Source organism: Nonomuraea sp. NPDC049400 (assembly GCF_044466425.1).
GTDB lineage: Bacteria > Actinomycetota > Actinomycetes > Streptosporangiales > Streptosporangiaceae > Nonomuraea.
This window is the reverse complement of the sequence record NZ_JBITMP010000011.1, coordinates 163,345-186,034: the sequence shown is the minus strand read 5'-3', so window position 1 is coordinate 186,034 and position 22,690 is coordinate 163,345. Positions and strand designations below refer to the sequence as shown.

23 protein-coding genes are annotated in these 22,690 nt (G+C 70.7%); 10 read left to right on the top strand and 13 right to left on the bottom strand.

What is annotated here, in order from left to right:
* Window positions 1–22: 22 nt before the first annotated feature.
* From ACIBVN_RS19530 to ACIBVN_RS19520, 3 genes are read right to left on the bottom strand one after another with little or no spacing between them, the layout of a single operon-like run.
* Window positions 23–790 carry an SCO1664 family protein gene (locus ACIBVN_RS19530; protein ID WP_397138164.1) on the bottom strand — a complete coding sequence of 256 codons (768 nt, stop codon included), beginning with the start codon at window positions 788–790 and terminating at the stop codon, window positions 23–25.
* The gene (locus ACIBVN_RS19525) at window positions 787–1,335 is read right to left on the bottom strand and encodes a DUF3090 domain-containing protein (protein ID WP_397138162.1); all 549 of its coding nucleotides are present in this window, start codon (window positions 1,333–1,335) and stop codon (window positions 787–789) included. Before ACIBVN_RS19525 ends, ACIBVN_RS19530 begins: the two co-directional genes overlap by 4 nt.
* Window positions 1,336–1,344: 9 nt before the next feature.
* Window positions 1,345–2,031 carry an MSMEG_4193 family putative phosphomutase gene (locus ACIBVN_RS19520; RefSeq protein WP_397138160.1) on the bottom strand — a complete coding sequence of 229 codons (687 nt, stop codon included), beginning with the start codon at window positions 2,029–2,031 and terminating at the stop codon, window positions 1,345–1,347.
* A gap of 147 nt (window positions 2,032–2,178) precedes the next feature.
* On the opposite strand from ACIBVN_RS19520, the gene ACIBVN_RS19515 reads away from it, so the two are divergent.
* Complete coding sequence (locus ACIBVN_RS19515) at window positions 2,179–3,126, top strand: aldo/keto reductase (RefSeq protein ID WP_397138158.1); 948 nt, start codon at window positions 2,179–2,181, stop codon at window positions 3,124–3,126.
* Between the two features lie 136 nt (window positions 3,127–3,262).
* Entirely contained in the window at window positions 3,263–4,069 is an 807-nt protein-coding gene (locus ACIBVN_RS19510; RefSeq protein WP_397138156.1) for a hypothetical protein, read from the top strand.
* 154 nt (window positions 4,070–4,223) lie between these two features.
* Here ACIBVN_RS19510 and fabI read toward each other — a convergent pair whose 3' ends face one another.
* Both fabI and fabG read right to left on the bottom strand, forming a co-directional pair.
* Complete coding sequence (gene fabI / locus ACIBVN_RS19505; RefSeq protein WP_397138154.1) at window positions 4,224–4,988, bottom strand: enoyl-ACP reductase FabI; 765 nt, start codon at window positions 4,986–4,988, stop codon at window positions 4,224–4,226.
* A gap of 1 nt (window position 4,989) precedes the next feature.
* Window positions 4,990–5,685 (bottom strand): 3-oxoacyl-ACP reductase FabG, encoded by a 696-nt coding sequence (fabG, locus tag ACIBVN_RS19500; RefSeq protein ID WP_397138152.1) that lies wholly within the window; start codon window positions 5,683–5,685, stop codon window positions 4,990–4,992.
* A gap of 77 nt (window positions 5,686–5,762) precedes the next feature.
* Here fabG and ACIBVN_RS19495 point away from each other — a divergent pair, with 77 nt between their 5' ends.
* The gene (locus ACIBVN_RS19495) at window positions 5,763–7,256 is read left to right on the top strand and encodes a TldD/PmbA family protein (RefSeq protein WP_397138150.1); all 1,494 of its coding nucleotides are present in this window, start codon (window positions 5,763–5,765) and stop codon (window positions 7,254–7,256) included.
* Window positions 7,253–8,623 (top strand): metallopeptidase TldD-related protein, encoded by a 1,371-nt coding sequence (locus tag ACIBVN_RS19490; RefSeq protein ID WP_397138148.1) that lies wholly within the window; start codon window positions 7,253–7,255, stop codon window positions 8,621–8,623. The genes ACIBVN_RS19495 and ACIBVN_RS19490 overlap by 4 nt, the downstream gene beginning before the upstream one ends.
* 211 nt (window positions 8,624–8,834) lie before the next feature.
* Here the strand turns inward: ACIBVN_RS19490 and ACIBVN_RS19485 are convergent, their stop codons facing one another.
* A complete protein-coding gene (locus ACIBVN_RS19485; protein ID WP_397138146.1) occupies window positions 8,835–9,047 on the bottom strand; it encodes a dodecin in 213 nt (70 codons plus the stop codon).
* Between the two features lie 98 nt (window positions 9,048–9,145).
* Between ACIBVN_RS19485 and ACIBVN_RS19480 the strand changes: the two genes are divergently transcribed.
* Complete coding sequence (locus ACIBVN_RS19480) at window positions 9,146–9,460, top strand: DUF3099 domain-containing protein (RefSeq protein ID WP_397138144.1); 315 nt, start codon at window positions 9,146–9,148, stop codon at window positions 9,458–9,460.
* Between the two features lie 302 nt (window positions 9,461–9,762).
* On the opposite strand, the gene ACIBVN_RS19475 is transcribed toward ACIBVN_RS19480, so the two are convergent.
* The 3 genes from ACIBVN_RS19475 to ACIBVN_RS19465 form a co-directional block, all read right to left on the bottom strand.
* Window positions 9,763–10,596, bottom strand: coding sequence for an NTP transferase domain-containing protein (locus ACIBVN_RS19475; RefSeq protein ID WP_397138142.1), 834 nt, complete (start codon window positions 10,594–10,596; stop codon window positions 9,763–9,765).
* Between the two features lie 4 nt (window positions 10,597–10,600).
* The gene (gene moaA / locus ACIBVN_RS19470; protein ID WP_397138140.1) at window positions 10,601–11,590 is read right to left on the bottom strand and encodes a GTP 3',8-cyclase MoaA; all 990 of its coding nucleotides are present in this window, start codon (window positions 11,588–11,590) and stop codon (window positions 10,601–10,603) included.
* 149 nt (window positions 11,591–11,739) lie between these two features.
* Window positions 11,740–12,108 carry a winged helix-turn-helix transcriptional regulator gene (locus tag ACIBVN_RS19465; RefSeq protein WP_397138138.1) on the bottom strand — a complete coding sequence of 123 codons (369 nt, stop codon included), beginning with the start codon at window positions 12,106–12,108 and terminating at the stop codon, window positions 11,740–11,742.
* A gap of 225 nt (window positions 12,109–12,333) precedes the next feature.
* Here ACIBVN_RS19465 and ACIBVN_RS19460 point away from each other — a divergent pair, with 225 nt between their 5' ends.
* Complete coding sequence (locus ACIBVN_RS19460) at window positions 12,334–12,981, top strand: NAD(P)-dependent oxidoreductase (RefSeq protein ID WP_397138136.1); 648 nt, start codon at window positions 12,334–12,336, stop codon at window positions 12,979–12,981.
* Window positions 12,982–13,053: 72 nt separating this feature from the next.
* On the opposite strand, the gene ACIBVN_RS19455 is transcribed toward ACIBVN_RS19460, so the two are convergent.
* From ACIBVN_RS19455 to ACIBVN_RS19445, 3 genes are all read right to left on the bottom strand, one after another.
* A complete protein-coding gene (locus tag ACIBVN_RS19455) occupies window positions 13,054–13,539 on the bottom strand; it encodes a hypothetical protein (protein WP_397138134.1) in 486 nt (161 codons plus the stop codon).
* A 152-nt stretch (window positions 13,540–13,691) separates the two neighbouring features.
* The gene (locus ACIBVN_RS19450) at window positions 13,692–14,543 is read right to left on the bottom strand and encodes a hypothetical protein (RefSeq protein WP_397138132.1); all 852 of its coding nucleotides are present in this window, start codon (window positions 14,541–14,543) and stop codon (window positions 13,692–13,694) included.
* A 115-nt stretch (window positions 14,544–14,658) separates the two neighbouring features.
* Entirely contained in the window at window positions 14,659–16,518 is a 1,860-nt protein-coding gene (locus ACIBVN_RS19445) for an AMP-dependent synthetase/ligase (RefSeq protein ID WP_397138130.1), read from the bottom strand.
* Between the two features lie 140 nt (window positions 16,519–16,658).
* Here ACIBVN_RS19445 and ACIBVN_RS19440 point away from each other — a divergent pair, with 140 nt between their 5' ends.
* Both ACIBVN_RS19440 and ACIBVN_RS19435 read left to right on the top strand, forming a co-directional pair.
* Window positions 16,659–18,119 carry a peptide MFS transporter gene (locus ACIBVN_RS19440; protein ID WP_397138128.1) on the top strand — a complete coding sequence of 487 codons (1,461 nt, stop codon included), beginning with the start codon at window positions 16,659–16,661 and terminating at the stop codon, window positions 18,117–18,119.
* An 11-nt stretch (window positions 18,120–18,130) separates the two neighbouring features.
* Window positions 18,131–18,739 carry a trimeric intracellular cation channel family protein gene (locus tag ACIBVN_RS19435; protein WP_397138126.1) on the top strand — a complete coding sequence of 203 codons (609 nt, stop codon included), beginning with the start codon at window positions 18,131–18,133 and terminating at the stop codon, window positions 18,737–18,739.
* 18 nt (window positions 18,740–18,757) lie between these two features.
* Here ACIBVN_RS19435 and ACIBVN_RS19430 read toward each other — a convergent pair whose 3' ends face one another.
* Window positions 18,758–20,188, bottom strand: coding sequence for a PLP-dependent aminotransferase family protein (locus ACIBVN_RS19430; protein ID WP_397138124.1), 1,431 nt, complete (start codon window positions 20,186–20,188; stop codon window positions 18,758–18,760).
* Between the two features lie 64 nt (window positions 20,189–20,252).
* Between ACIBVN_RS19430 and ACIBVN_RS19425 the strand changes: the two genes are divergently transcribed.
* Both ACIBVN_RS19425 and ACIBVN_RS19420 read left to right on the top strand, forming a co-directional pair.
* The gene (locus tag ACIBVN_RS19425; protein WP_397138120.1) at window positions 20,253–20,855 is read left to right on the top strand and encodes a YitT family protein; all 603 of its coding nucleotides are present in this window, start codon (window positions 20,253–20,255) and stop codon (window positions 20,853–20,855) included.
* A gap of 79 nt (window positions 20,856–20,934) precedes the next feature.
* The gene (locus ACIBVN_RS19420; protein WP_397138118.1) at window positions 20,935–22,689 is read left to right on the top strand and encodes a glycoside hydrolase family 15 protein; all 1,755 of its coding nucleotides are present in this window, start codon (window positions 20,935–20,937) and stop codon (window positions 22,687–22,689) included.
* The last annotated feature ends 1 nt before the right edge of the window (window position 22,690 follow it).

Genomic DNA, 22,690 nt, shown 5'->3' with positions numbered 1-22,690 from the left:
GTAATAAACGGGCAATGAGCGCTTAGATCGGGGGCCAGGGGATCGCGGGCCATCCTTCCGACGGGTACGGGTGGACACCCGTGTCGAGCAGCCGGCGGACCCGCCGCCAGGTGGCCTCCACCTCCTCCAGCGTCAGGAGTTCGCGCAGCCTGCGCCCGAGCGAGCCCGACTCGATGTCGCGTTCGAGCTTGGCCAGCACGGCCACCGCCTCACGCGCGAGGGGCTTGCCACGCCATTGCCAGAGCACGGTACGGAGTTTGTCCTCGACGGAGAAGCAGACCCCGTGGTCGACCCCGTAGACGTGCCCCGTGGGCAGGGGCAGCAGGTGCCCGCCCTTGCGGTCGGCGTTGTTGACCACCGCGTCGAACACCGCCATCCGGCGCACCAGCGGGTTGCGGCTCTTGACCAGTCGCGTGAGGTCGATCTCCCGCTCGGTGTCGATCCACAGCTGCACCATGCCGGGACCGAAGGGGCCCTCGCGGTAGACCGTGGGCGGCACGATGTTCCAGCTGGTGGCCTGCGACACCTCGAACGCGGCCACTTCACGGGCGGCGAGGGTGCCGTCGGGGAAGTCCCAGAGCGGGCGCTCACCGCGTACCGGCTTGTAGACGCACGCGGCCGAGCGGGAGCCAAGCTTGACCGAGCAGTACAGCGTCATGTTGGTGGCCTCGACGAGCCGTCCTGCCACCTCCAGGCGGCCGTCGCGGAGCAGCGCGAGAGCCTCATCGTCTTTTATGGACGGCTGTTGTCGGGACGGCTTGATGGCCGGTTCGCTCTCAGGAGCGGTCATGAAGCCGCCTCACCCCCGCGGTATCCGTTGAGACGCACGCAGACGTGCCCGGTGGCGTCGAGTGGCTGTCCGCACAGAGGGCACGGCGGTCGGCCCGACGCGACGATCTTGAGTGCCCGCTGGGTGAAGGCGCGGGCGGCTCCCGGGCTGATGCGCACACGCAGCACCGCCGGGTCCGGGCCGTCGACGTCGTCCTCGTCGACGACCTCCTGCGCCTCTATCACCACCTGGGACTTCTCCGAGTCCCAGGCCAGCGCCATCGTGCCCACGCGGAAGTCCTCCGCGACCGGGGTCTCGAGAGGCGCGTCGTCGGTCAGGTCGGCGGGGGCCAGCGCGGGGACGTGCGCGGTGCCTCCGCTGAGCCGCAGCACCTCGTCGAGCAGCTCGTCCAGCCTGCCCGCGAGCGCGGCGACCTGCAGTTTCTCCAGCGCCACCGTGGTCAGTCTGCCCTCGGCCCTGGCCTGCAGAAAAAAGGCCCGCGCGCCCGGCTGCCCCAAGGCACCGGCGACGAACCTCTCTGGTGGGTCGTAGTCGAAGACCGGCATACGCTGACCTTACGTGGTTCCGGGTCCGCCACCGACGGCGGCATCGCTCCCGGTGATGTTTTCTCCCCCGTCTTTCTCCTCCGAATCCTCGGGAAGCCTCAATTCCCCCATATCGTTAAGCCTGAGAACAAAGGGGCGCAGGGGGGCATAGCGAACGACGGTGATGGCCGCGGGATCAGCTGTTATCCGCTGAAAGTGATCGAGATGGAGCCCGAGAGCGTCCGCGACGATCGCCTTGATCACGTCGCCGTGGCTGCAAACCAGGTAGACAGCCTTCTCCCCGAGGCGTTGATTCCACTCCCTGATCGCCGAGACGGCCCGATGTTGCATTCCGGCCAGCGACTCCCCTTCCGGAAATGTCGCCGCGCTCGGGTGCGCCTGCACCACCTGCCACAACGGCTCCTTGGCGAGTTCCTTCAGCGGCCGCCCGGTCCAGCCGCCGTACCCGCACTCGATGAAACGGTCGTCGGTCTGCACGTCCAGCTCGCGCCCCTCGGCCACGGCCTGGGCCGTTTCCTGGCAGCGTTCGAGCGGGCTGGAGACGATGGCGTCGAGCCTGACGCCCGCGACGCGGGCGGCAAGTGCCGCCGCCTGCGCCCGGCCGGCCTCGCTCAGATGCACTCCCGGGGTTCGCCCGGCCAGCACCGGGCCGGTGAGGTCCGTCAGCCCATGCCGGGCCAGAAGCAGCGTGGTCATCCGGTAAGTGTCGCAGGCGGCTATCACCACGTTTCATCCAGCTGTACGGCCAATGACCGAGACGGGCTGCCGCCCCCGCGCTGACCACGAACGACAGTGGAGCGGCAGCCCGCTGAGCAGGTTTGTTGTTGGTACCCTGGCGGGATCATGGAGCAGCGCTATGTCGGCCACAGCGGGCTGTCGGTGTCCCGGCTGGGGCTCGGCACGATGACCTGGGGGCGTGACACCGACGCGGAGGAGGCGGCCGCCCAGCTCCGCACGTTCCTGGCGGCTGGGGGCAACCTCGTCGACACGGCCGACGTCTACACCGGCGGCGACGCCGAGCGGCTGCTGGGGCGGATGCTGCGCGACTCCGTGCCGCGCTCGGAGCTGGTCATCTCCACGAAGGCCGTGGTGACGCCGTCGGGCCGCAGGCCGCGCGACGCCTCCAGGCGCCACCTGATCGCCGCGGTCGACGAGTCGCTCAACCGGCTCGGGCTCGACTACGTCGACCTGTGGCAGCTGCACACGTACGACGCCGAGGTGCCGCTGGATGAGACCCTGGCCGCGCTCGACGCGATCGTCTCCTCCGGTCGCGCCGTCTACGCCGGCGTGTGCGACTACACCGGCTGGCAGCTGGCCGCGGCCGCGGTCACCCAGCGCACCATCCCCGGCCGCATCCCGATCACCTCGGCGCAGGTCGAATACTCGCTGCTGGCCCGCGAGCCCGAGCGCGAGCTGCTGCCCGCCGCCGCCCACCTGGGCGTGGGCGTGCTGGCCTGGTCGCCGCTGGGCCGCGGGGTGCTCACCGGGAAGTACCGCACCGGCATCCCCGCCGACTCCCGGGCCGCGACCCCGCACTTCGCCGACTTCGTCCGGCCTTACCTGGACGAGCGCAGCCGCCGGGTCGTCGAGTCGGTCATGACCGCCGCCGACGGGCTCGGCGTGTCGCCGCTGGCGGTCGCCCTGTCCTGGGTACGCGACCAGCCGGGGATCGCCTCGGCCATCGTCGGGGCCCGTACACACGCGCAGCTCACTGGGGCCTTGCCGGCCGAGGACGTGGTGCTGCCCATAGAGATCCGCGAGGCCCTCGATGACGTGTCGTCACTCGACTGACCACTCGCCCCTGGAACGAGAGGCTCTCTCGCGTATCACTAGTCGATACCGAATCGCAACTTTACCCGGCAAACGCCTGCGTCCCATGTGCGATGTCCATAAAGATTTCCCCTGGAAGCGACGCAGGAGGGGATGGATGGGGAGCAGGACCGCGATCTCGGCTGGAGTCCTCGCGGTGGCGCTGGTGGCCGTCCCAGTGGCGGCGCCTGCCGCCTCAGCCGCGCCTCAGGACTGCACGCGCGGCGGGGGCCTGCTCTCCGGGGTGACCAACACGCTGTGCGACGTGGTGAACGGGATCACCAACACGGTCGACACCCTGTCGGGCGGGACGACCGACAAGGTCACCGACGGCGTCGACGACACCACCGGCGAGGTGCTCGGCCGCGTCGGGGAAGCGGTGCCGACCACCAAGTCCTCACCGGGCACCAAGTCCTCACACACCCCCTCCCCCTCCCCCACGGGGCTGGACAGCGCGCTGGACGGCGTGTGCCTGCCGGTGCTGGCGTGCCAGGACCAGGGCACGGTGGAGCGGCTGTCGCCCACGCCCTCGCCTTCCCCCGGCCGCACGTCGCGGCCCAGGGAGTGGGGCGTGGAGTCCCTGCCCACGACGCCGCCCACACCGCCGGAACAGCGGCCGGAGCTCGTGGACACGGGGCGGCCGGTCTCCGAGGAGAAGACGGTGGACACGGACGAGCCCCGGGTGGATCTGCTGTGGCCCAATCCGTTCGCTCATGAGCTGACGGTGCCGATGCAGGACCAGCGGGTGGTTCGGCCCAGCCCGCCTGCCTCGGACGTGCTGGGGACGGTGCTGACGATCGCGCTGCTGGCGTCGGCGGTGCTGGCCACGCGGATCGTCCAGCAACGGCGGCACCGCACGGAGCCGACGGAATCGATCCCCTTCGAACCGGGCCGCGCCAACAACGGCCGCCACCGCCTGGCCTGACCCCGGGGGCCGCCGACGCGGCGCGCCAAGGAGCACCGGGAACGGTGCTCAATGGCGCCGAACCTCCCATTGAGCACCCTGGCCCCTTGGGGCGCCAGAGTCGGGTGACGTCAGCCGGAAACCGTGCCGGGGCGATGCCCGAGAGTGCCGGGCGTCAGGCGCCGATGGCGTGGACGCCGCCGTCCACGTGGACGATTTCGCCGGTCGTGGCCGGGAACCAGTCGGACAGGAGTGCCAGGCAGGCCTTGGCCGTCGGGGCCGTGTCCGTCAGGTCCCAGCCCAGCGGGGCCTTCTCCGGCCAGCTGTCCTCGAACTCCTTGAAGCCCGGGATCGACTTGGCCGCCATCGTGCGCAGCGGGCCGGCCGCCACCAGGTTGACGCGGATGTTGTGCTGGGCGAGGTCACGGGCGAGGTAGCGGCTGCACGACTCCAGGCCCGCCTTGGCCACGCCCATCCAGTCGTAGACCGGCCACGCCTTGGAGGCGTCGAAGTCTAGGCCGACGACCGCCCCGCCCTCCTTCATCAGGGGCAGGCAGGCCACCGCCAGCGACTTGAACGAGTAGGTGGACACGTGCAGGGCCGTGGCGACGTCCTCCCACGAGGTGTTGAGGAAGTTGCCGCCGAGCGCCGTCTGCGGGGCGAAGCCGATCGAGTGGACCACCCCGTCGAGGCCGTCCACGTGCTCGCCCACCCGCGCCGCGAGCGTGTCGAGGTGCTCGGTGTTCTGGACGTCGAGCTCCAGCACCGGCGCCGGGCTGGGCAGGCGCTTGGCGATGCGCTCCACCAGGCTCAGGCGGCCGAACCCGGTGAGGACCACCGTGGCGCCCTCCTCCTGGGCCAGCTTGGCCACCGCGAACGCGATCGAGGAGTCGGTGAGCACGCCGGTCACGAGGATCCGCTTGCCTTCGAGAATTCCCATGTCAGTGCCCCATTCCGAGTCCGCCGTCGACCGGGATCACGGCCCCGGTGATGTAAGAGGCGTCGTCGCCGGCCAGGAAGCGTACGACGCGTGCCACCTCCGCGGGCGCCGCCTGCCGCCCGAGGGGGATCTGGGAGACGATCGCCTCGTGGTCGAGGTCGGCCGTCATGTCGGTCTGGACGAAGCCGGGCGAGACCACGTTGACCGTGATGTTGCGCGAGCCGTACTCGCGGGCCAGGGAGCGGGCGAAGCCGACCAGCCCGGCCTTGGAGGCGGCGTAGTTGGCCTGTCCGGCCTGGCCGGACAGGCCGACCACGGAGGAGATGAGGATGATCCGGCCGCGCTTGAGCTTCATCATCGGGCGGATGGCCCGCTTGGCGACGCGGTACGCGCCGGTCAGGTTGGCGTCGATGACGTTGGTGAAGGCATCTTCCTTCATCATCGCCAGCAGCGTGTCTTGGGTGATGCCCGCGTTGGAGACCAGGACCTCGACCGGGCCCTGCTCCGCCTCGACCTTGTCGAACGCGGCCTCGACGTCAGCCATGCTGGTGACGTCGCAGCGCACGCCGAACAGGCCCTCGGGCGGCTCCCCGGATCGGTAGGTGACCGCGACGGCGTCGCCGGCCGCGGCGAGTTCACGGGCGATCGCGAGGCCTATGCCGCGATTGCCCCCGGTGACGAGTACAGAGCGTGCCATGGCATCTGACGGTATCTCCTACCGGCGGGTATCCGGTTGTCCGGGTCAGACAAGATCGCAGGGATAGGATCGTGGACATGCGCCAGATCGATCCCGACTTCCTGGAGCTGCCACTGCGGCAGCTCGCGGACGCCGCCTTGCAACGCGCTCGTGACCTCGGCGCCGAGCACGCCGACTTCCGTTTGGAACGCGTCAGAGCCGAGACGCTCAGCCTCTATGATGCCCGGCTCGAAGGCGCCATGGACGCCGACGACCTGGGCTACGCCGTGCGCGTGGTCAAGGGGGGCACGTGGGGGTTCGCCGCGGGCATCCATCTGACGCCGGAGGCGGCCGCGGCGGTGGCCGAGCAGGCGGTGCGGGTGGCCGAGGTGAGCGCCCCGATCAACAGGGAGCCCATCGAGCTGGCGCCCGAGCCGGTGCACGCCGAGGCGGTGTGGGTGTCGTCGTACGACGTCGACCCGTTCGATGTGGCCCCGGCCGACAAGGTGAGCCTGCTGGCCGACTGGTCGGCCGGGCTGATGAAGGGCGCCGACCACGTGTCGGCGCGGCTGCTGCAGGTCAAGGAGCAGAAGTTCTACGCCGACACGGCCGGCACGGTGACCACGCAGCAGCGGGTGCGGGTGCATCCCAAGCTCAACGCGATGAAGGCGCACGAGAGCGGCTTCGACGACATGTCGACCCTCGCCCCGCCGGTCGGGCGCGGCTACGAATATCTGACGGGCACGGGCTGGGACTGGCAGGGCGAGCTGGCCAGGCTGCCTGAGCTGCTGGCGGAGAAGATCGCGGCGCCCTCGGTCGAGGCGGGCGACTACGACCTGGTCGTCGACCCGTCCAACCTGTGGCTGACGATCCACGAGTCGATCGGCCACGCCACCGAGCTGGACCGGGCGCTGGGCTACGAGGCGGCGTACGCGGGCACCAGCTTCGCCACGTTCGACCAGCTCGGCGAGCTGGTGTACGGCTCGCCGCTGATGAACGTGACCGGCGACAGGACGGTCACGCACGGCCTGTCCACGATCGGCTACGACGACGAGGGCGTGCAGGGGCAGAGCTTCGACATCATCAGGGACGGCATCCTGGTCGGCTACCAGCTCGACCGCCGGATGGCGCTGATGAAGGGGCTCGGGCGCTCCAACGGTTGCGCGTTCGCCGACTCGCCCGGCCACATGCCGATCCAGCGCATGGCCAACGTGTCGCTGGCGCCGGCGCCGGGCGGCCCTTCGACCGACGAGCTGATCGCGGGCGTGGAGCGGGGCATCTACATCGTCGGCGACAAGAGCTGGTCGATCGACATGCAGCGCTACAACTTCCAGTTCACCGGGCAGCGGGCGTACAAGATCTCCCACGGCAAGCTGGCCGGGCAGGTCAGGGACTTCGCCTATCAGGCGACCACGACGGACTTCTGGTGGTCGATGGAGGCCGTCGGCGGGCCTGAGACATACGTGCTCGGCGGCGCGTTCAACTGCGGCAAGGGCCAGCCGGGCCAGGTCGCGCCGGTCAGCCACGGCTGCCCCTCGGCGCTGTTCAGGGGCGTGCGGATCCTCAACACCGTTCAGGAGGGCGGGAAGTGACGCCTCAGGAGATGGTCGAGAAGGCCCTGGAGCTCTCGGCGAACGACGACTGCATCGTGCTCGTGGACGAGGGCTCCACGGCCAACCTGCGCTTCGCGGGCAACACGCTCACCACGAACGGCGTGGCCCGCTCCTCGCGGGTGACCGTGATCTCGATCGCCGGCGAGAGCGTCGGGGCCGTGTCGCGCTCGGTCGTACGCGATGAGCAGCTCGCGGACGTGGTGGCGGCGGCCGACGCGGCGGCGCGGGACGCCCAGCCCGCCGAGGACGCCCGCCCGCTCGTCGAGGGCGTGCCGGAGTCGCCGCACTGGGGCTCGTCTGTCGAGCCGACCGACATCGGGGTGTTCGAGGCGTTCGCGCCGGCGCTCGGCGACGCGTTCGCGGCGGCCGAGGCCGGCGGCAGGAAGCTGTACGGGTTCGCGGAGCACTCGCTGACCTCGACGTTCCTCGGCACTTCCACGGGCCTGCGGCTGCGCCACGACCAGCCGACCGGGCGGCTGGAGCTCAACGCCAAGTCCGCCGACCTGAAGCGCTCGGCGTGGACGGGCGTGTCCACGCAGGACTTCACCGACGTCGACGTCGCGGCGCTCGGCTCCTCCCTGGCCCAGCGGCTGGAGTGGGCCAAGACCCGGGTGGACCTGCCGGCGGGGCGCTACGAGACGCTGCTGCCGCCCAGCGCGGTGGCCGACCTGATGATCTACCTGTTCTGGTCGGCCGGGGCGAGGGACGCGCTCGACGGGCGTTCGGTGTTCTCCAAGCCCGGCGGGGGCACCCGGGTGGGCGAACGGCTGGGCACGCTTCCTGTCACGCTGTCCAGCGATCCGGGGGCGGCGGGCATCGCGTGTTCGCCGTTCGTGACGGCGCACGCCTCCAGCAGGGAGAGCTCGGTGTTCGACAACGGGCTGCCGCTGGGGCCGACCGACTGGATCAAGGACGGCACGCTGGCGTCGCTGCTGCAGACCCGCTACTCGGCGGAGCTGAGCGGGCTGGCGGTCACGCCGGGGATCGGCAACCTGATCATGTCGGGGCCTGGGGGCGGCGGGTCGCTTGAGGACATGATCGCCTCGACGCAGCACGGGCTGCTCGTCACCTGTCTGTGGTATATCCGCGAGGTCGACCCCCAGACGCTGCTGGTGACCGGGCTGACCCGCGACGGGGTCTACCTGGTGGAGCACGGTGAGGTCGTGGGCGAGGTCAACAACTTCCGCTTCAACGAGAGCCCGGTGGACCTGCTCGGGCGGCTCACCGAGGTGGGGGCGGCCGAGCGCACACTGCCGCGGGAGTGGAACGACTACTTCCAGCGCACCGTCATGCCGCCGGTCCGGGTGCCCGACTTCAACATGTCCACAGTCAGCCAGGCCAGCTGACACCCCTTTTCCGGCCGCGCCCGCCCGTGTCGTCACCTCGGGCGGGCGCCCCTTTTGGCCCTCCGGCGGGCCTGCGTGCGTCCGTCCGCCGTCCCCCGCGCCGGCCAGTCGTCCCCCTGGCGCTCACTGAGCCGCCGCACGGGGGATTTGACCCTCGATGCGTCACAGGCGCCTCCAGGGCCGTCACAGGGCCGCGGAGAGGCGCAGCGGGTCAGGCGTCCTCGAGGCGGAAGCCCACCTTCATGCCGACCTGGAAGTGCGCGACCTCCCCCGCGTCGAGATAGCCGCGGATCTCCGTCACCTCGAACCAGTCGAGGTGGCGCAGCGTCTGGGAGGCCCGCTTGATGCCGTTGCGGATGGCCTGGTCGACGCTGTCCTTGGACGTGCCCACGATCTCGGTGACCCGGTACGTACGATCCGTCATCTCCACATCCTCCTTACTCGAAGGCCATGATCGCATGACCCCTTCCCCGAGCCGGGGCGCTTTCGCGCCCTCCTCCCACTGGGTCTACCGTGGAAGACATGAAGGGATGGCGTAAGAGACCAGTCGTTCACCAGGTCACGGACGCCGAACCGTCCCTGACGGCCGACATCCGCAAGCGCGAGATCGGCTACCTCATCAAGATGGGCATCCGGACGCTCTGCCTGATCCTGGCCGTCGTGCTGCCGGTGCCGTGGCCGTACCGGCTGCTCTTCATCGCCGGCGCCGTCTTTTTGCCATACATAGCCGTAATCGGGGCCAATGAGAGGGGGAAGGGCACCCCTCCGCCTACCTTTCAGTCGCCTGAAGCTAACCAAACCGAGATACCGCTGCATCGACGCGAGATCGGGTCGTGACTAAGTCTTGACGCATCCCATGGGTTGTAGGTGTACGCTTTAGCCATAGCGCTCCGGTCCCCCGTCGGAGTGCTGGTGCCGGCGTTCCGGGCCCCCGTCGGAACGCCGATGACGCGACGCCGGGTGGTTTGCCCCCGTAACCACCCGGCGTCGCCTTTTCTCCAGACTATTGATCAGCGCGACGGCCGCCGGGCCGGTCGGTAGGGCCGCTTTCCCGAAATCGTTTTCGCTCCCACCCGCCCCGTTATTCACAGGAAATCTTCAGGCGGGAGCGATCTTGACTTCAAGAGTTCGTTCGAGTCTCAGCTGTCTGTCAGCGTCTCGGCCGTGGCCTGTCCCCAGTTCTTCGCCAATGTGATCAGTTTCGCCACGGCGTCGTCGGGGGCGGTGCCGGCGCCCTGGGCCAGGCCGAGCAGGTACGCCGTCAGGGGCGCGGCCGGCCTGGCGACGCCGTGGGCGACCTCCTTGGTCAGGTCGAGAATCAGGTCGCGGTCCACCCGAGCCGGGTCGATGCCCAGCTCCTTGCAGGCCAGGACGGTCCATTCGTTGAGCACGTTCATGCGAGCCTCCTCCAGGTCGTCCATTGTGTCGCAGTCGAACCACGGCCTGCCGGGCAGCGCCAGCCGGACGGCGGCCAGCGGGCCGAGCAGCCCCTTGAGCGAGCGTCCCGGGTAGGCGGCCAGGGCCGCCTTGAGCGGGGCCGCCGGCCACGCCCCGGCCAGCCACTGCTCCCGCCCGCCGTCGTCCACCATCACGACCCCGCGGGGCGCCTCAACGTCGGGCGTCCGTGCCACGGCGTCCAGGAGGGCCGTCACGTGGGCGGCCGTCATGAACGGGAGGTCGCCCGCGAGGAGCACCACCCAGGGCGCGGTAACCTCCTCCAGCCCGGCGGCCAGCGCGGGAACCGGGCCGCTCCTGGGCGGGTCCTCCCTGGCGAACAGCACGCCGGGGATCGGGCGTTCCGGGCCGACCACGACGGTCTTCCCCGCGCCGGACACGGCCGCCACGACGTGCTCGACCAGGGACCTGCCGCCCACCGTGAGGCCGGGCTTGTCGGCCCCGCCCAGCCGGCGCGCCTCTCCCCCGGCCAGGATCACCGCGTCGAAGGGCACCGGTCCGGGCGCCGAGGCCGCCACGTCGCTAGCCGCCGATGGCGGACATCGGCCGGGACGGCTGGAGGAAGGACGGGTCGTCGATGCCGTGCCCGGCGCGCTTGCGCGCGACGGCGGCGATCCACCGCGCGGCCAGCTCCTCGTCGGAGGCCCCGTCGCGCATGGCCGTCTTCAGGTCGGACTCCTCGGTGGCGAACAGGCAGTTGCGCACCTGCCCGTCGGCCGTGAGGCGGACCCGGTCGCACGACCCGCAGAACGGCCGCGTCACCGAGCCGATCACGCCGACCCGGTCAGGCCCCCCGTCCACGAGGAACCGCTCGGCCGGCGCGCTGCCGCGCTCCTCCAGGTCGTCGGCCGTGAGGTCGAACGCGGCCGACAGCCGCTCGAGGATCTCGTCGGCGGTGACCATGCCCTCGCGGGTCCAGCCGTGCTGGGCGTCGAGGGGCATCTGCTCGATGAAGCGCAGCTCGTACCCCTGCTCGAGGCACCACCGCAGCAGCGGCACCGCCTCCTGGTCGTTGAGGCCGCGCATGAGGACCGAGTTCACCTTGACGGGGCGCAGGCCGGCGTCGGAGGCGGCGGCCAGCCCGGCGATCACGTCGGCGTGCCTGTCGCGGTGGGCGAGCCGCTTGAACGTGTCGGGGTCGAGCGTGTCGAGCGAGACGTTGACCCGGTCCAGCCCGGCGGCGGCCAGCGGCTCGGCGAGCCGGGCCAGCCCGATGCCGTTGGTGGTCAGCGAGACCTGCGGCCTGGGGGTCAGCGCGGTGGTGCGGGCGACGATGTCGACCAGTTCGCGCCGGATGAGGGGCTCGCCACCGGTGTAGCGCACCTCGGTGATGCCCAGGCGTTCGACGCCTATGGTCACGAGGCGGACGATCTCGTCGGCGGTGAGGAGCTGCGCGTTGGGGAGCCAGTCGAGGCCCTCCGGCGGCATGCAGTACGTGCAGCGCAGGTTGCACTTGTCCGTGAGGGACACCCGCAGATCCGTCGCCACCCGTCCGAACGAGTCTCGCAACACGGGGCGTCACCTCCTGTTCGTTCGCCAGAGGGCCAGACTACGACGCCCGTCGGGCGGCCCTCAAAATCGCCCTTCCTCGCACGAGTAACGCATCGGCCCATAGATCGATTCCACACCGGACAGCCCGGGCACGCGGCGGCGGGTGCCGCCTACCGCGCGGCCTCGTGCCAGGCCTCCCGGGCGTGCATCATCTCGGCCAGGTGCCGCCTCGACCACTCGCAGCCCGCGTTCATCGGCTCGATGAGGCTGCGGCCGAGCTCGGTCAGCTCGTACTCCACGCGCGGCGGGATCTCGTCGTACGCGGTGCGGGTGAGCAGGCCGTCGCGCTCCATGGCGCGCAGGGACTCGGTGAGGACCTTCGGGGTGATGCCGCGCAGCGTCGCCTGGAGCTCGGTGAAGCGCCGCGGGGCCAGCTCCAGGCAGCGGATGATCTTCGCGGTCCACTTGTCGCCGATGCGGACCGGCGCGACTACCGGCGGGCATCCGGCGAACATGTCCGGATCGAGTGGCTCGGCCATGTCGGCATCCTAAGTGCAGACTCCGCTACTTGTGGCGGGCCGCTGAACGCGACCCACCATAAGTGCAGACTCCGCTACTTGTGGCGGGCCGCTGAACGCGACCCACCATAAGCGCGAACCCCCGCTGCCTGCGGTGGGGTGACTATCGTTGCGGAAAGCGACATCTCGCCATTTACCGTCTGCGCGTGGCCGGGGAGTCCGGCACGCGGAGGGAGTGTGGTGAGAGTGAGCAAGATCGTGGTTTTCGGCGCCGGCGGGCGGGCCGGGAGGCGGGTGGTCGCGGAGGCGGCCGGGCGGGGGCACGAGGTGACGGCCGTGGTGCGGGATCCCGCGAAATACCCGGCACTCGTGGATTCGCCGGGCGCGAGGGTGCGCGTGGTCGCCGGGGACGTCACCGACCTCGGCGGCGTGGCGGAAGCGGCCGCGGGGCACGATGCGGCCGTCCAGGCGGCGGCCCGGATGGACATGCCGTCGGAGGAGTTCTACACGGCCGCGGCCCGGGCCCTGACCGGCGGGCTGGCTCGGGCCGGGGTGTCCAGGCTGGTGGCGCTCGGGATCGGGAGCCTGCTGGAGGTCTCGCCCGGGGTCCGGCTCGTGGACACGCCGGACTTCCCTGCCGACGCCCGGGCGTTCTCGCTGGGGCACGCGGCGGAGCTGGCGGTGTTCGAGGGGGCGGAGCTCGACTGGGTGGTGCTGGCGCCGCCGCCCGTGTTCCTCGACGACTCGGCGTCCAGGACCGGGCGCTACCGGATCGGCGGCGGGCAGGTGCCTGCCCTGGAGCCGCCGCTGTCGTTCGCCGACCTGGCGGTGGCGGTGGTGGACGAGGTGGAGCGGCCCGCACACCACCGTGTCCAGGTCGCCGTCTCGTACTAGACCTCGTACTGGACAGGGCCTTCGCATGGGAAACGCCCGGCCGGAGAGTGGCCGGGCGTTTCTCGAATGTGGTCAGTGGCGGTGGCCGACGACCCGCACCCAGTCCTTGCCCTCCGCGGGGGAGAGCCAGCGGGAGCCGTTGAAGACCGCGCGGAACGTACCGGACGTCTCGGCGGGCACCCTGGTCGAGAAGTAGCCGCTGCCGCTGGTCCTGACCGTGTCCACGTACTCCCAGCGGCCGCTGCCGTCGGGCCGGAAGAGGATCACGATCCGCTTCCAGCCCAGGCGGTGCCAGCGCTCCTCGTCCTTGCAGTAGTCGGCGTGGTGCACCGAGACGAGGCCGCTGATGTAGTCCTCGTCACACTGCACGGAGAGCTTGCCCTCGAGGTTGATGGGCCGGCCACGCCATGCGGGCTCGGGGTTCGCGTCGAACCGCAGGCTGGTGTAGCCCGCGGCATCCGGGTCCAGGCCCGGGTCCGCGAGAGCGGGCGAGGCGGCGGTGGCCACCATCGTCGCGCCCAGGGCGGCAACCGCCAGGCCGGCGGCTAGGCGTCGCATCTTCAAATCGAATTTCCTTCCCCGTCTGGAACGCGCCCCCCGAGTCGGGGCACGTCAACGCCAATGACGCGTAAGGGTAAGGAAAAGTTGCGATAAAGAAGATCACAATCCCGCAACGACGGTTTAAGACCACACCAACGGCCATATTTCGGCTATTGCGTAATTTGTTGGGACTTAGAGAGGTCTGATGCGTAGTGTCCCGTTCCGAGGTAGCGGACGCGCCAGAGGCCGTCCGTGCGGTCCGTGACCGTCGTCTCGAAGGCGCCGGAGGCGTCCGTCGTCGTCTGTCCCGCCTTCTCCCAGCCGGAGGACTCGTCCGGGCGCCACAGGATCTCCAGCGGCTGTTTGGCGAACGGACCGTACCCGGTGTAGCCGCGCGGATCCACCCGCCTCAGCGAGCCGCTCAGGCGTACCCCCTCGGAGCGCCCGGCCTTCTCCGCCATCACCGACGTGAGCTTGGTGGCGCGCCTGAGCTGGAACGAGGCGTATTCGGTGACCGTCGCGCCGTGCGCCCCCTTGGCGGTGGCGGTGATCGTCCACGTGCCGGTCGGGTAGTAGCGGTTCAGCCTCTTGTCGGGCAGGAAGCGCCAGGTCTCCCAGCCGCCGGCCGGTGCCGCCTGGAGTGCGCCCGTGGCGTGCAGCGCCAGTGACGGGGCGAGCCGCACCGCCCCCACGGGCTGGTCATTCGCCTCGGGAGCGAGCACGGCGGACGGGGTCGCGCTCGGGGTGGGGGCCGGGGACGGCGCCGGCGGCTCGTCGGGCAGCTTGTCGGCCAGTACGGGTCCGGGCGGGGCGCCGGGCTCGACCTTCACGGTGACGCCGTCCTTGCCCTTCGCCCCCATGGCGACCACGTCGATCACCAGGCGGATGGAGTCGTACGCCCCCACCACGGGCTCCTCGGGACGTACCGTGATGGCGCGGATGGCGAGCTCGGTCTCGGGCGGGGACGCGGGCATGGTGAGCGGCCCCGCCGCGAGCGAGACGAGAAGAAGGCTTCTGATCATGATCGAGACGGTAGGAACCACCCGGTAATGGCCAGGACCTCGACACACGCCACGAATGGCAAAGCCAGGATCAGTCGGCACCCCCCACGCGGCCCCCCCATAGGTGCGGATTCCGCTACCTGTGGCGGCCCGCTGAACGCGGACCACCATAGAGACCCTCGATGATGTCCGCGTATTTGGCGTGGATGACCCGCCTCTTGAGCTTCAGGCTCGGGGTGAGCTCCTCCGTCTCGGCCGTCCACTCGACGCCCAGCAGGGCCCACTTCTTCACCTGCTGCACCCTGGCCAGCTTCGCGTTGGCGGCCTCGACCGCGGCCTCCACCTCCTTGAGCACCTCCGGATGCCCGGCCAGCTCGGCGAGCGAGGCGAAGGCGATGCCGCGCGCCTGTGCCCAGCCCGGCGCCACCTCCCCGTCCAGCGTCAGCACGGCCACCGGGTGCGGCCGGTTGTCGCCGTACGCGAGGGCCTGGCCGATGAGCATGTGCTCCTTGAGGTGGTTCTCGATCTCGGCCGGGGAGATGTTCTCGCCGCCGGAGGTGATGATCAGCTCCTTCTTGCGGTCGATCACCCGGTAGAAGCCGTCCTCGTCGACCGTGCCGATGTCGCCGGTGTGCAGCCAGCCGTCGGCGTCGAGCAGGTCGGCGGAGGCCTCTCGGCGGTTGAGGTAGCCGCGGGTGTTGAGTGGGCTGCGGGTGAGGATCTCGCCGTCCTCGGCGATGCGGATCTCGACGCCCGGCTCGGCCCTGCCGACCGTGCCCAGGCGGTAGCAGGAGGGGCCGTTGCCGGTGAACGCGCCGGTCGTCTCCGTCATGCCGTACACGTCGATGACCTTGAGCCCGAGCCCGGCGAAGAAGTGCTGCACCTCGGCGGGCAGCGGCGCGGCGCCGGTGGCGGTCCACTCGGCGCGGTCGAATCCGATCATGCCGCGGATCACCGACAGCAGTGCGGCGTCGGCCCGGTCGTAGGCGGCCTGGATCTCGGGGGTGATCGTCCGGCCGTACTGGCCCGCCTCCACGTACGCGGCGCCCGCCTGCATGGCCTGGCGTACGGCGGCCTGCTGCTCCTCGGGCTGGGTGGCGAGCACGGCGAGCAGGCGGGCCATCATCTTCTCCCACACCCGCGGCACCCCGAAGAACATCATCGGCCTGACCTGTCCCAGCGTCGCGCCCAGGTTGGCCAGGTCGGTGCAGAAGTGCACGTGGGAGACCTTGACCAGGGGCAGGTAGAGGCTGAGGATCCGCTCGGCGATGTGCGCGTACGTGAGGTAGGAGACCTGCGTGCCGAGGACGGGCAGCTCGGCCATGCGGTCAGTGGCGGCGACCTCGTATAAGACGTTCGCGTGCGTGAGGGGCACGCCCTTGGGCGTGCCGGTCGTGCCGGAGGTGTAGAGCACGGTGAGCACGTCGCCGGAGGTGACCGCGCGCCAGCGGGTCTCGACCTCGCCCGGGTCGACGGCCAGCCGGGCGCGGCCCAGTTCCAGGAAGTCCTGCCAGGCCATGAACCGATCGCCGGCAGGCGCCCCCTCAAGCATGATGATCTTGCGGAGGCCGTCGAGGCGGTCCAGCACCGGCTGCCAGCGGGCCAGCTCGGCGGGACCGCCCAGCACCGCGTACCTGGCGCCCACGTCCCCCGCCACGAACGCGATCTGCTCCGGCGCGAACGTCGAGTAGACCGTGCACCCCACGCCGCCCGCGTGCACCGCGCCGAGGTCGGCGAGCACGTGCTCGCTCCGGTTGACCATCATCAGCGCCACCGACTCGCCGGGCAGCAGCCCCAGGGCGGCGAAGCCCGCGGCGATCTCCAGGACCCTCTGGCGTGCCTGCGCGTAGGTCAGCGTGGCCCAGCCGTCGCCTTCCGGGTCGGAGTACGCGGGCGCGTCCGGGTGCTGCTCGGCGGCGTGCCTGAGCTGCCCGCAGACGGTACGGCCGGCGATCTCCCGCTCGATCTCGGCCCGGACTTCGAGGACTTCGGCCATGGCACCCGCCTCCAGTCAGTGTTCACTTGCGTGAGTGGCCTGCATCGCACCACACGCGCAGAAGAGCGGCAAGAGCTCGAGGAAAAACACTTACGTCGATCACGTAAAGTAATCGTGCCAAATTCGTACAGGGGGAACGAATGCGGGACAAAACGTTCTTTGGGCATCCACGTGCCCTGGCCACGCTGTTCGGCACCGAAATGTGGGAGCGGTTCAGCTGGTACGGACTGCGGGCGATTCTCGCCACCTTCATGGCGGCCTCACCCGCCCAGCAGGGCCTCGGCCTGCCCGACGAGACGGCGCAGGCGGTCGTGGGCGTCTATGGAGCGCTCATCTACCTGGTCGCGCTGCCCGGAGGCTGGATCGCGGACCGGATCCTGGGGGCGCGCAGGTCGGTGTTCCTGGGCGGGTCGCTCATCCTGCTCGGGCACGTCAGCATGGCCGTTCCCGTGACGTCGCCGCTCTTCATCTGGCTCGGCCTGCTGTTGATCGTCAGCGGCACCGGCCTGCTCAAGCCGAACATGTCCGCCATGGTCGGCAGGCTCTACCCGGAGGGGGACGACGGGCGCAGGGACGCCGGATTCTCGCTGTTCTACCTCAGCATCAACATCGGCGCCTTCGTCGCGCCCATCGTGGTCGGCTGGCTCGCCGGCGGCGACCGGTGGCACCTGGCGTTCAGCGCCGCCGCCGTCGGGATGGCGCTCGGCCTGATCCAGTACGTCCGGGGCGGCCGCGACCTGCAGGGGATCGGCGAGCCGCCGCCCGGCGTGGAGCACGGCCGGCTCGGCCGCCTGGTGGCACTCGGCGTGGCGGTGCCGGCGATCGCCCTGGCCGCCTGGGCGGCGACCGGCACGCTCACGATCGACCGGCTCACCGTGGCGATCACCGTGGTCATCGTGCTCGTGACCGTGGGGTACTTCGCCTACATCATGCTCGGCAGCCACGACCTCACCGAGGACGAACGGATCCGGATGAAGGCGTACATCTGGCTGTTCGCGGCCGCGTCCATCTTCTGGATGATCTACGACCTGGCGCCGAGCAAGCTGCTGTTCTTCGCCAGGGACCACACCGATCTGTCGCTCTTCGGCATCGCGATCACACCGGCCACCACGCAGGCGTTCAACCCGCTGTTCATCATGATCTTCGTGCCGGTGTTCGCGGCGCTGTGGGTCAAGCTCGGGACGCGGGTGAGCACCCCGCAGAAGTTCGCGTTCGCGCTGGTCATGGTGGGGCTGAGCTTCGTGGTCATGGCGGTCGCGGCCGCCCTGGCAGGCGACGGGCGGGTGTCGGTGTGGTGGCTGGTGCTCGTCTACCTCATCCAGGTGTTCGGGGAGCTGTCGCTGAGCCCGGTCGGATTGTCGGTGACGACGAAGCTGGCGCCTGAGGCGTTCAAGAGCCAGATGCTCGGGGTCTGGTTCATCGCGTTCTCGGTGGGCGACGCGATCGGCGGGCAGACCGGGCGGCTCGGTCGCGTGCTGTCCGATCCGGCGTACTACCTGGTGCTGGCGTCGATGGCGGTCGTGGCGGGGCTCGCGCTGTTCATGTTCACGCGGCAGCTGCGGGTGATGATGGCCGAGCACCACGAACCGGCCATGCGATAGACATTCCCAGTGTGACTGAGCTTCTCGATCTCGTCGGCATCTTCGTCTTCGCCCTGACGGGGGCGCTCATGGGGGTGCGCAAGCGGCTCGACGTGGTCGGAATGGGGGTGCTGGCGGAGATCACCGCCCTGGGCGGCGGCGTCGTACGCGACCTGATACTCAACGTCCGGCCCGCCGCCTTCCAGAGCCTCGGATACGTGCTGGTGCCGCTGGTGGCGACGGTGATCGTCTTCTTCTGGCACCCGCACGTGGCCCGGGTGATGCCGGTCATCCTGGTGCTGGACGCGGCGGGGCTCGGGCTGTTCAGCGCGGTGGGGACGCAGAAGGCCCTGGAGTACGGCCTCAGCCCGCTGCACGCCGCCCTGCTGGGGGTCATGACGGGCGTGGGCGGAGGAATGCTGCGCGACGTGCTGGCCGGCGAGATCCCGACCCTGCTCTACGACCGGCAGCTCTACGCGGTGCCCGCCATGCTGGGCTCGGGGGCGATGGCCGCGCTGGCCTCGCACGGGCTGCACGGGTGGCCGGCCACGCTGGCGGCGGCGGTGCTGGCGTTCGGGCTGCGGATCGCGGCCATGCGCCGCAAGTGGCGCGCCCCGCTGGCCAGGGGCACCGGCGAGTGACCCGCGCGGTCTGCCCCCTCACACCATCGCGATGAGCGCCTCCGACGGGCGCGGGATGCCGGTGGGGCCGTGGTCGCGGGCGGCGCGGATGCGGGTGACCACGTCGGCCAGGACCTGGGGCGGCTGGGTGAAGGGCAGGCGGAGGTAGTTCTCCAGGGTGCCCTCGAGGCCGAACCAGGGGCCGGGCGCGAGGCGTACCCCGTGGTGGGCCGCCGCCTCCGCGAGCGGGGTGGCGCCGGGGCCGTCCAGGCGCACCCACAGGGTGCCGCCGCCGCGCGGCACCGTGAACGTCCACTCCGGCAGCTGCTCGCGCAGCCCCGACACCAGCGCGTCGCGTGCGGCGCGCAGCGTGCGGCGGCGCTCGGCCCGCGTCTCCTCCAGCCGGTCGAACAGCCGCGCCACCACGAGCTGCTCCAGCACCGGGCTGGCGATGTCCACGGCGGCGCGGGACATGGCCAGCCGCCGCACCAGCGCGGCAGTGGTGCGCACCCAGCCGATGCGCAGCCCGCCCCACCACAGCTTGGAGGCCGAGCCGACGCTGATCACGCGGCTGTCGGTGTCGAACGCCGCCATGGGCGACGTCCGCGGCACCTCGTCCAGCACCAGCTCCGACCACGTCTCGTCCACCAGCAGCACCGTGTCGGCGCGCCGGGCCGCACCCACGATGGCGGCGCGGGTGGCGTCGTCCATGAGGGCGCCCGTCGGGTTCTGGAAGTCGGGCATGAGGTACGCCAGCCGCACCCCCGACTGGCGCATGGCCCCGGCCACCAGGTCGGCCTGCCAGCCCTCGTGCGAGATGCCCACCGGGACGATCCGCGCGCCGCGCTGCCGGGCCGCGTCGATGGCGTGCGGGTACGTCGGCGACTCCACGAGCACCGGGTCGCCCGCGCCGACGAGCAGGCCGAGCACGAGCTGGATGGCGTGCTGGGAGCCGGTCGTGACGAGGATCTGCTCCGGCCTGGTGGCCAGTCCCCTGGCGGTGTAGCGGGCGGCGATGCGCTCCCTGAGCACCGGCAGGCCCATGGGGTCGTAGCCGTTGCCCATGCCGTACCTCGGCAGGTCCTCCACCGCCTCCAGCACCGCCTGCCGCAGGGCGGTCGGCGCGGGCGGGGCGGCGCACTGGATCTGGGCGAGGCCGTCGCCGTCGGTGCCGAGCCACGGGTTGTCCGCCGTGGTGGCCGGGTCGGGCAGGGCGGTCCAGCTGCCTGAACCCTGGCGGCTCTCCAGGTAGCCGCGCTCGCGCAGCAGGTCGTACGCCGAGGTCACGGTGGTGCGGCTGACCTTGAGCGTCTCGGCGAGGTGGCGTTCGGCGGGCATGCGTACGCGTACCGGGATCTGGCCGTCCATGATGCGGGCGCGCACGCCGTCGGCGAGCGCGCGGTAGTACGGGCGCGCCGCCGGATCGATCTCGACGAGCCGCGCCACCTGAGTCGCCGACAAGTGCCTCATGAAGGCCACTTTTCGTGATTGGCCCTGTTTTGGCAAATCGGATGGATGCCACTCTGGGGCCACTATGAGTGAAGCGACCATGCCCAGGGCCAGTTCCCTCCCCGCCCGTCTCGTCAGGTTGTACGCCGGGCTCGCGCTGTACGGCACCGGCATCGGCCTCCAGGTGGAGTCCGGGCGGGGCAACGACCCGTGGGACGTGTTCCACCAGGGACTGGCCGTCAAGATGGGCCTGTCCATCGGGACCGTCATCATCGGGATCGGCGCGCTGGTGATGCTGCTGTGGATCCCGCTGAAGCAGAAGCCCGGGCTCGGGACCGTCAGCAACGTCCTCTTCCTGGGCCTGTTCGCGGACGCCGCGATCTTCCTGCTGCCCATCCCGTCGCACCTGGCCGTCCAGGCCCTGTACGTGGTGCTCGGCGTGGTCGCCATCGCTCTGGCCACCGTGCTCTACATCGGCGCCGGGATGGGTCCGGGTCCGCGCGACGGCATCATGACCGGGCTGGTGCGCCTCGGCCTGTCGGTACGGCTCGCGCGGTTCCTCATCGAGATCACCGTGCTGGCCGCCGGGTGGCTGCTCGGCGGCACCGTGGGCGTGGGGACCCTGGTGTTCGCGCTGGCCATCGGCCCGCTGACCCAGCTGTTCACCCGCTGGTTCCCCTTGACGTGATCACCGTGACCGGGCCGGGCATGACGCGACATGATCGAACCCGGTCACGGATCACCCCAAGCGCGAGTAACGTCAAGGCATGCGGATCGAGGATTACGCCCTGATCGGAGACATGCAGTCCGCGGCGCTGGTCGGCAGAGACGGATCCATCGACTGGCTCTGCCTGCCCAGGTTCGACTCGCCGTCGTGCTTCGCGGCGCTGCTCGGCAGCGAGCGCAACGGGCACTGGTGGCTCGGGCCCACGGGCCGGCGGCCGGCCACGCGGCGTCGTTACCGCCCCGACACGCTCATCCTGGAGAGCGAGTGGGACACCCCGACGGGCACGGTCCGCGTGATCGACTTCATGCCGCCGCGCGACCGGAACCCCGACGTCGTGCGCATCGTCGAGGGCGTCTCCGGGAGCGTGGAGGTCTCCACGCAGCTCAGGGTGCGCTTCGACTACGGCAGGATCGTGCCGTGGGTGCGCCGCAGCAACGGCCACCTGCAGGCCATCGGCGGGCCCGACTCGGCGTGGCTGCACTCCCCCGTGCCGCTGAAGGGCGGCGACTACGCGCACCGGGCCACGTTCACGGTGAAGGAGGGCGAGCGGATGCCGTTCGTCTTCACCTGGCACCCGTCGCACGAGCCGATGCCGCGGGAGATCGACGCCGACACCCAGCTCCGCGAGAGCGAGGCCATGTGGGCGGAGTGGGTGTCCCGATGCACCTACGAGGGCCCGTACCGGGAGGCCGTGGTCCGGTCGCTGATCACGCTGAAGGGCCTGACCTACTCCCCGACCGGCGGCATCGTCGCCGCGCCCACCACGTCCCTGCCCGAGGACCTGGGCGGGGTGCGCAACTGGGACTACCGGTTCTGCTGGCTGCGGGACGCGACCATGACGCTCGACGCGCTGATCAGCTCCGGCTACCTGGAGGAGGCCGCGGACTGGCGTTCGTGGCTGCTGCGGGCCATCGCCGGGCGGCCCCAGGACCTGCAGATCATGTACGGGGTCGCGGGCGAGCGCCGCCTGCCGGAGCTGCGCCTGGACTGGCTCGACGGCTACGAGGACTCCCGCCCCGTGCGCATCGGGAACGAGGCGGTCAAGCAGCTCCAGCTCGACGTGTACGGCGAGGTGATGAACTGCCTCTACGTCTCGCGCACCCGCGGCCTGTCCGCCGACGACCGGGCGTGGACCATTCAGCGGCAGCTCCTCGACTACGTGGCCGACCACTGGGACGAGCCGGACGAGGGGCTGTGGGAGGTGCGGGGGCCGCGCCGGCATTTCGTGCACTCGAAGGTGATGTGCTGGGCGGCGATGGACCGGGCGGTCAAATACGTCGAGCGGTTCGGGCGGACCGGGCCGGTGGCGGAATGGCGGAGGTTGCGGGACGCCATTCACGCCGAGATCTGCTCCAAGGGGTTCGACGCGCGGCGCAACACCTTCACCCAGTCGTACGGGTCGTCGGAGCTGGACGCGGCACTGCTGATGATGCCCGTCGTCGGTTTCCTGCCGGCCGACGACCCGCGGATGGTGGGGACCGTCGCGGCCATCGAGAAGGAGCTCATGTCGGACGGGTTCGTGCTGCGCTACCCGCTGGCGGCCGACAACGACGTGGACGGCCTGCCGGGCGGGGAGGGCGCCTTCCTGGCGTGCAGTTTCTGGCTGGTGGAGGTGATGGCGATGCAGGGTCGCAAGGAGGAGGCCAAGGACCTGTTCGAGCGGCTGCTGGCGCTGCGCAATGACGTGGGCCTGCTGGCCGAGGAGTACGACCCGCGCTACGGACGGCTGGTCGGCAATTTCCCGCAGGCCTTCAGCCACGTGCCGCTGATCCACGCCGCCCGCGCGCTGTCGTAGG

Coding starts and splice junctions, on each gene's coding strand:
- ACIBVN_RS19530 (WP_397138164.1), bottom strand. CDS start 790: ATGACCGCTCCTGAGAGCGAACCGGCCATCAAGCCGTCCCGACAACAG.
- ACIBVN_RS19525 (WP_397138162.1), bottom strand. CDS start 1,335: ATGCCGGTCTTCGACTACGACCCACCAGAGAGGTTCGTCGCCGGTGCC.
- ACIBVN_RS19520 (WP_397138160.1), bottom strand. CDS start 2,031: ATGACCACGCTGCTTCTGGCCCGGCATGGGCTGACGGACCTCACCGGC.
- ACIBVN_RS19515 (WP_397138158.1), top strand. CDS start 2,179: ATGGAGCAGCGCTATGTCGGCCACAGCGGGCTGTCGGTGTCCCGGCTG.
- ACIBVN_RS19510 (WP_397138156.1), top strand. CDS start 3,263: ATGGGGAGCAGGACCGCGATCTCGGCTGGAGTCCTCGCGGTGGCGCTG.
- fabI (WP_397138154.1), bottom strand. CDS start 4,988: ATGGGAATTCTCGAAGGCAAGCGGATCCTCGTGACCGGCGTGCTCACC.
- fabG (WP_397138152.1), bottom strand. CDS start 5,685: ATGGCACGCTCTGTACTCGTCACCGGGGGCAATCGCGGCATAGGCCTC.
- ACIBVN_RS19495 (WP_397138150.1), top strand. CDS start 5,763: ATGCGCCAGATCGATCCCGACTTCCTGGAGCTGCCACTGCGGCAGCTC.
- ACIBVN_RS19485 (WP_397138146.1), bottom strand. CDS start 9,047: ATGACGGATCGTACGTACCGGGTCACCGAGATCGTGGGCACGTCCAAG.
- ACIBVN_RS19480 (WP_397138144.1), top strand. CDS start 9,146: ATGAAGGGATGGCGTAAGAGACCAGTCGTTCACCAGGTCACGGACGCC.
- ACIBVN_RS19465 (WP_397138138.1), bottom strand. CDS start 12,108: ATGGCCGAGCCACTCGATCCGGACATGTTCGCCGGATGCCCGCCGGTA.
- ACIBVN_RS19455 (WP_397138134.1), bottom strand. CDS start 13,539: ATGCGACGCCTAGCCGCCGGCCTGGCGGTTGCCGCCCTGGGCGCGACG.
- ACIBVN_RS19450 (WP_397138132.1), bottom strand. CDS start 14,543: ATGATCAGAAGCCTTCTTCTCGTCTCGCTCGCGGCGGGGCCGCTCACC.
- ACIBVN_RS19445 (WP_397138130.1), bottom strand. CDS start 16,518: ATGGCCGAAGTCCTCGAAGTCCGGGCCGAGATCGAGCGGGAGATCGCC.
- ACIBVN_RS19440 (WP_397138128.1), top strand. CDS start 16,659: ATGCGGGACAAAACGTTCTTTGGGCATCCACGTGCCCTGGCCACGCTG.
- ACIBVN_RS19430 (WP_397138124.1), bottom strand. CDS start 20,188: ATGAGGCACTTGTCGGCGACTCAGGTGGCGCGGCTCGTCGAGATCGAT.
- ACIBVN_RS19425 (WP_397138120.1), top strand. CDS start 20,253: ATGAGTGAAGCGACCATGCCCAGGGCCAGTTCCCTCCCCGCCCGTCTC.
- ACIBVN_RS19420 (WP_397138118.1), top strand. CDS start 20,935: ATGCGGATCGAGGATTACGCCCTGATCGGAGACATGCAGTCCGCGGCG.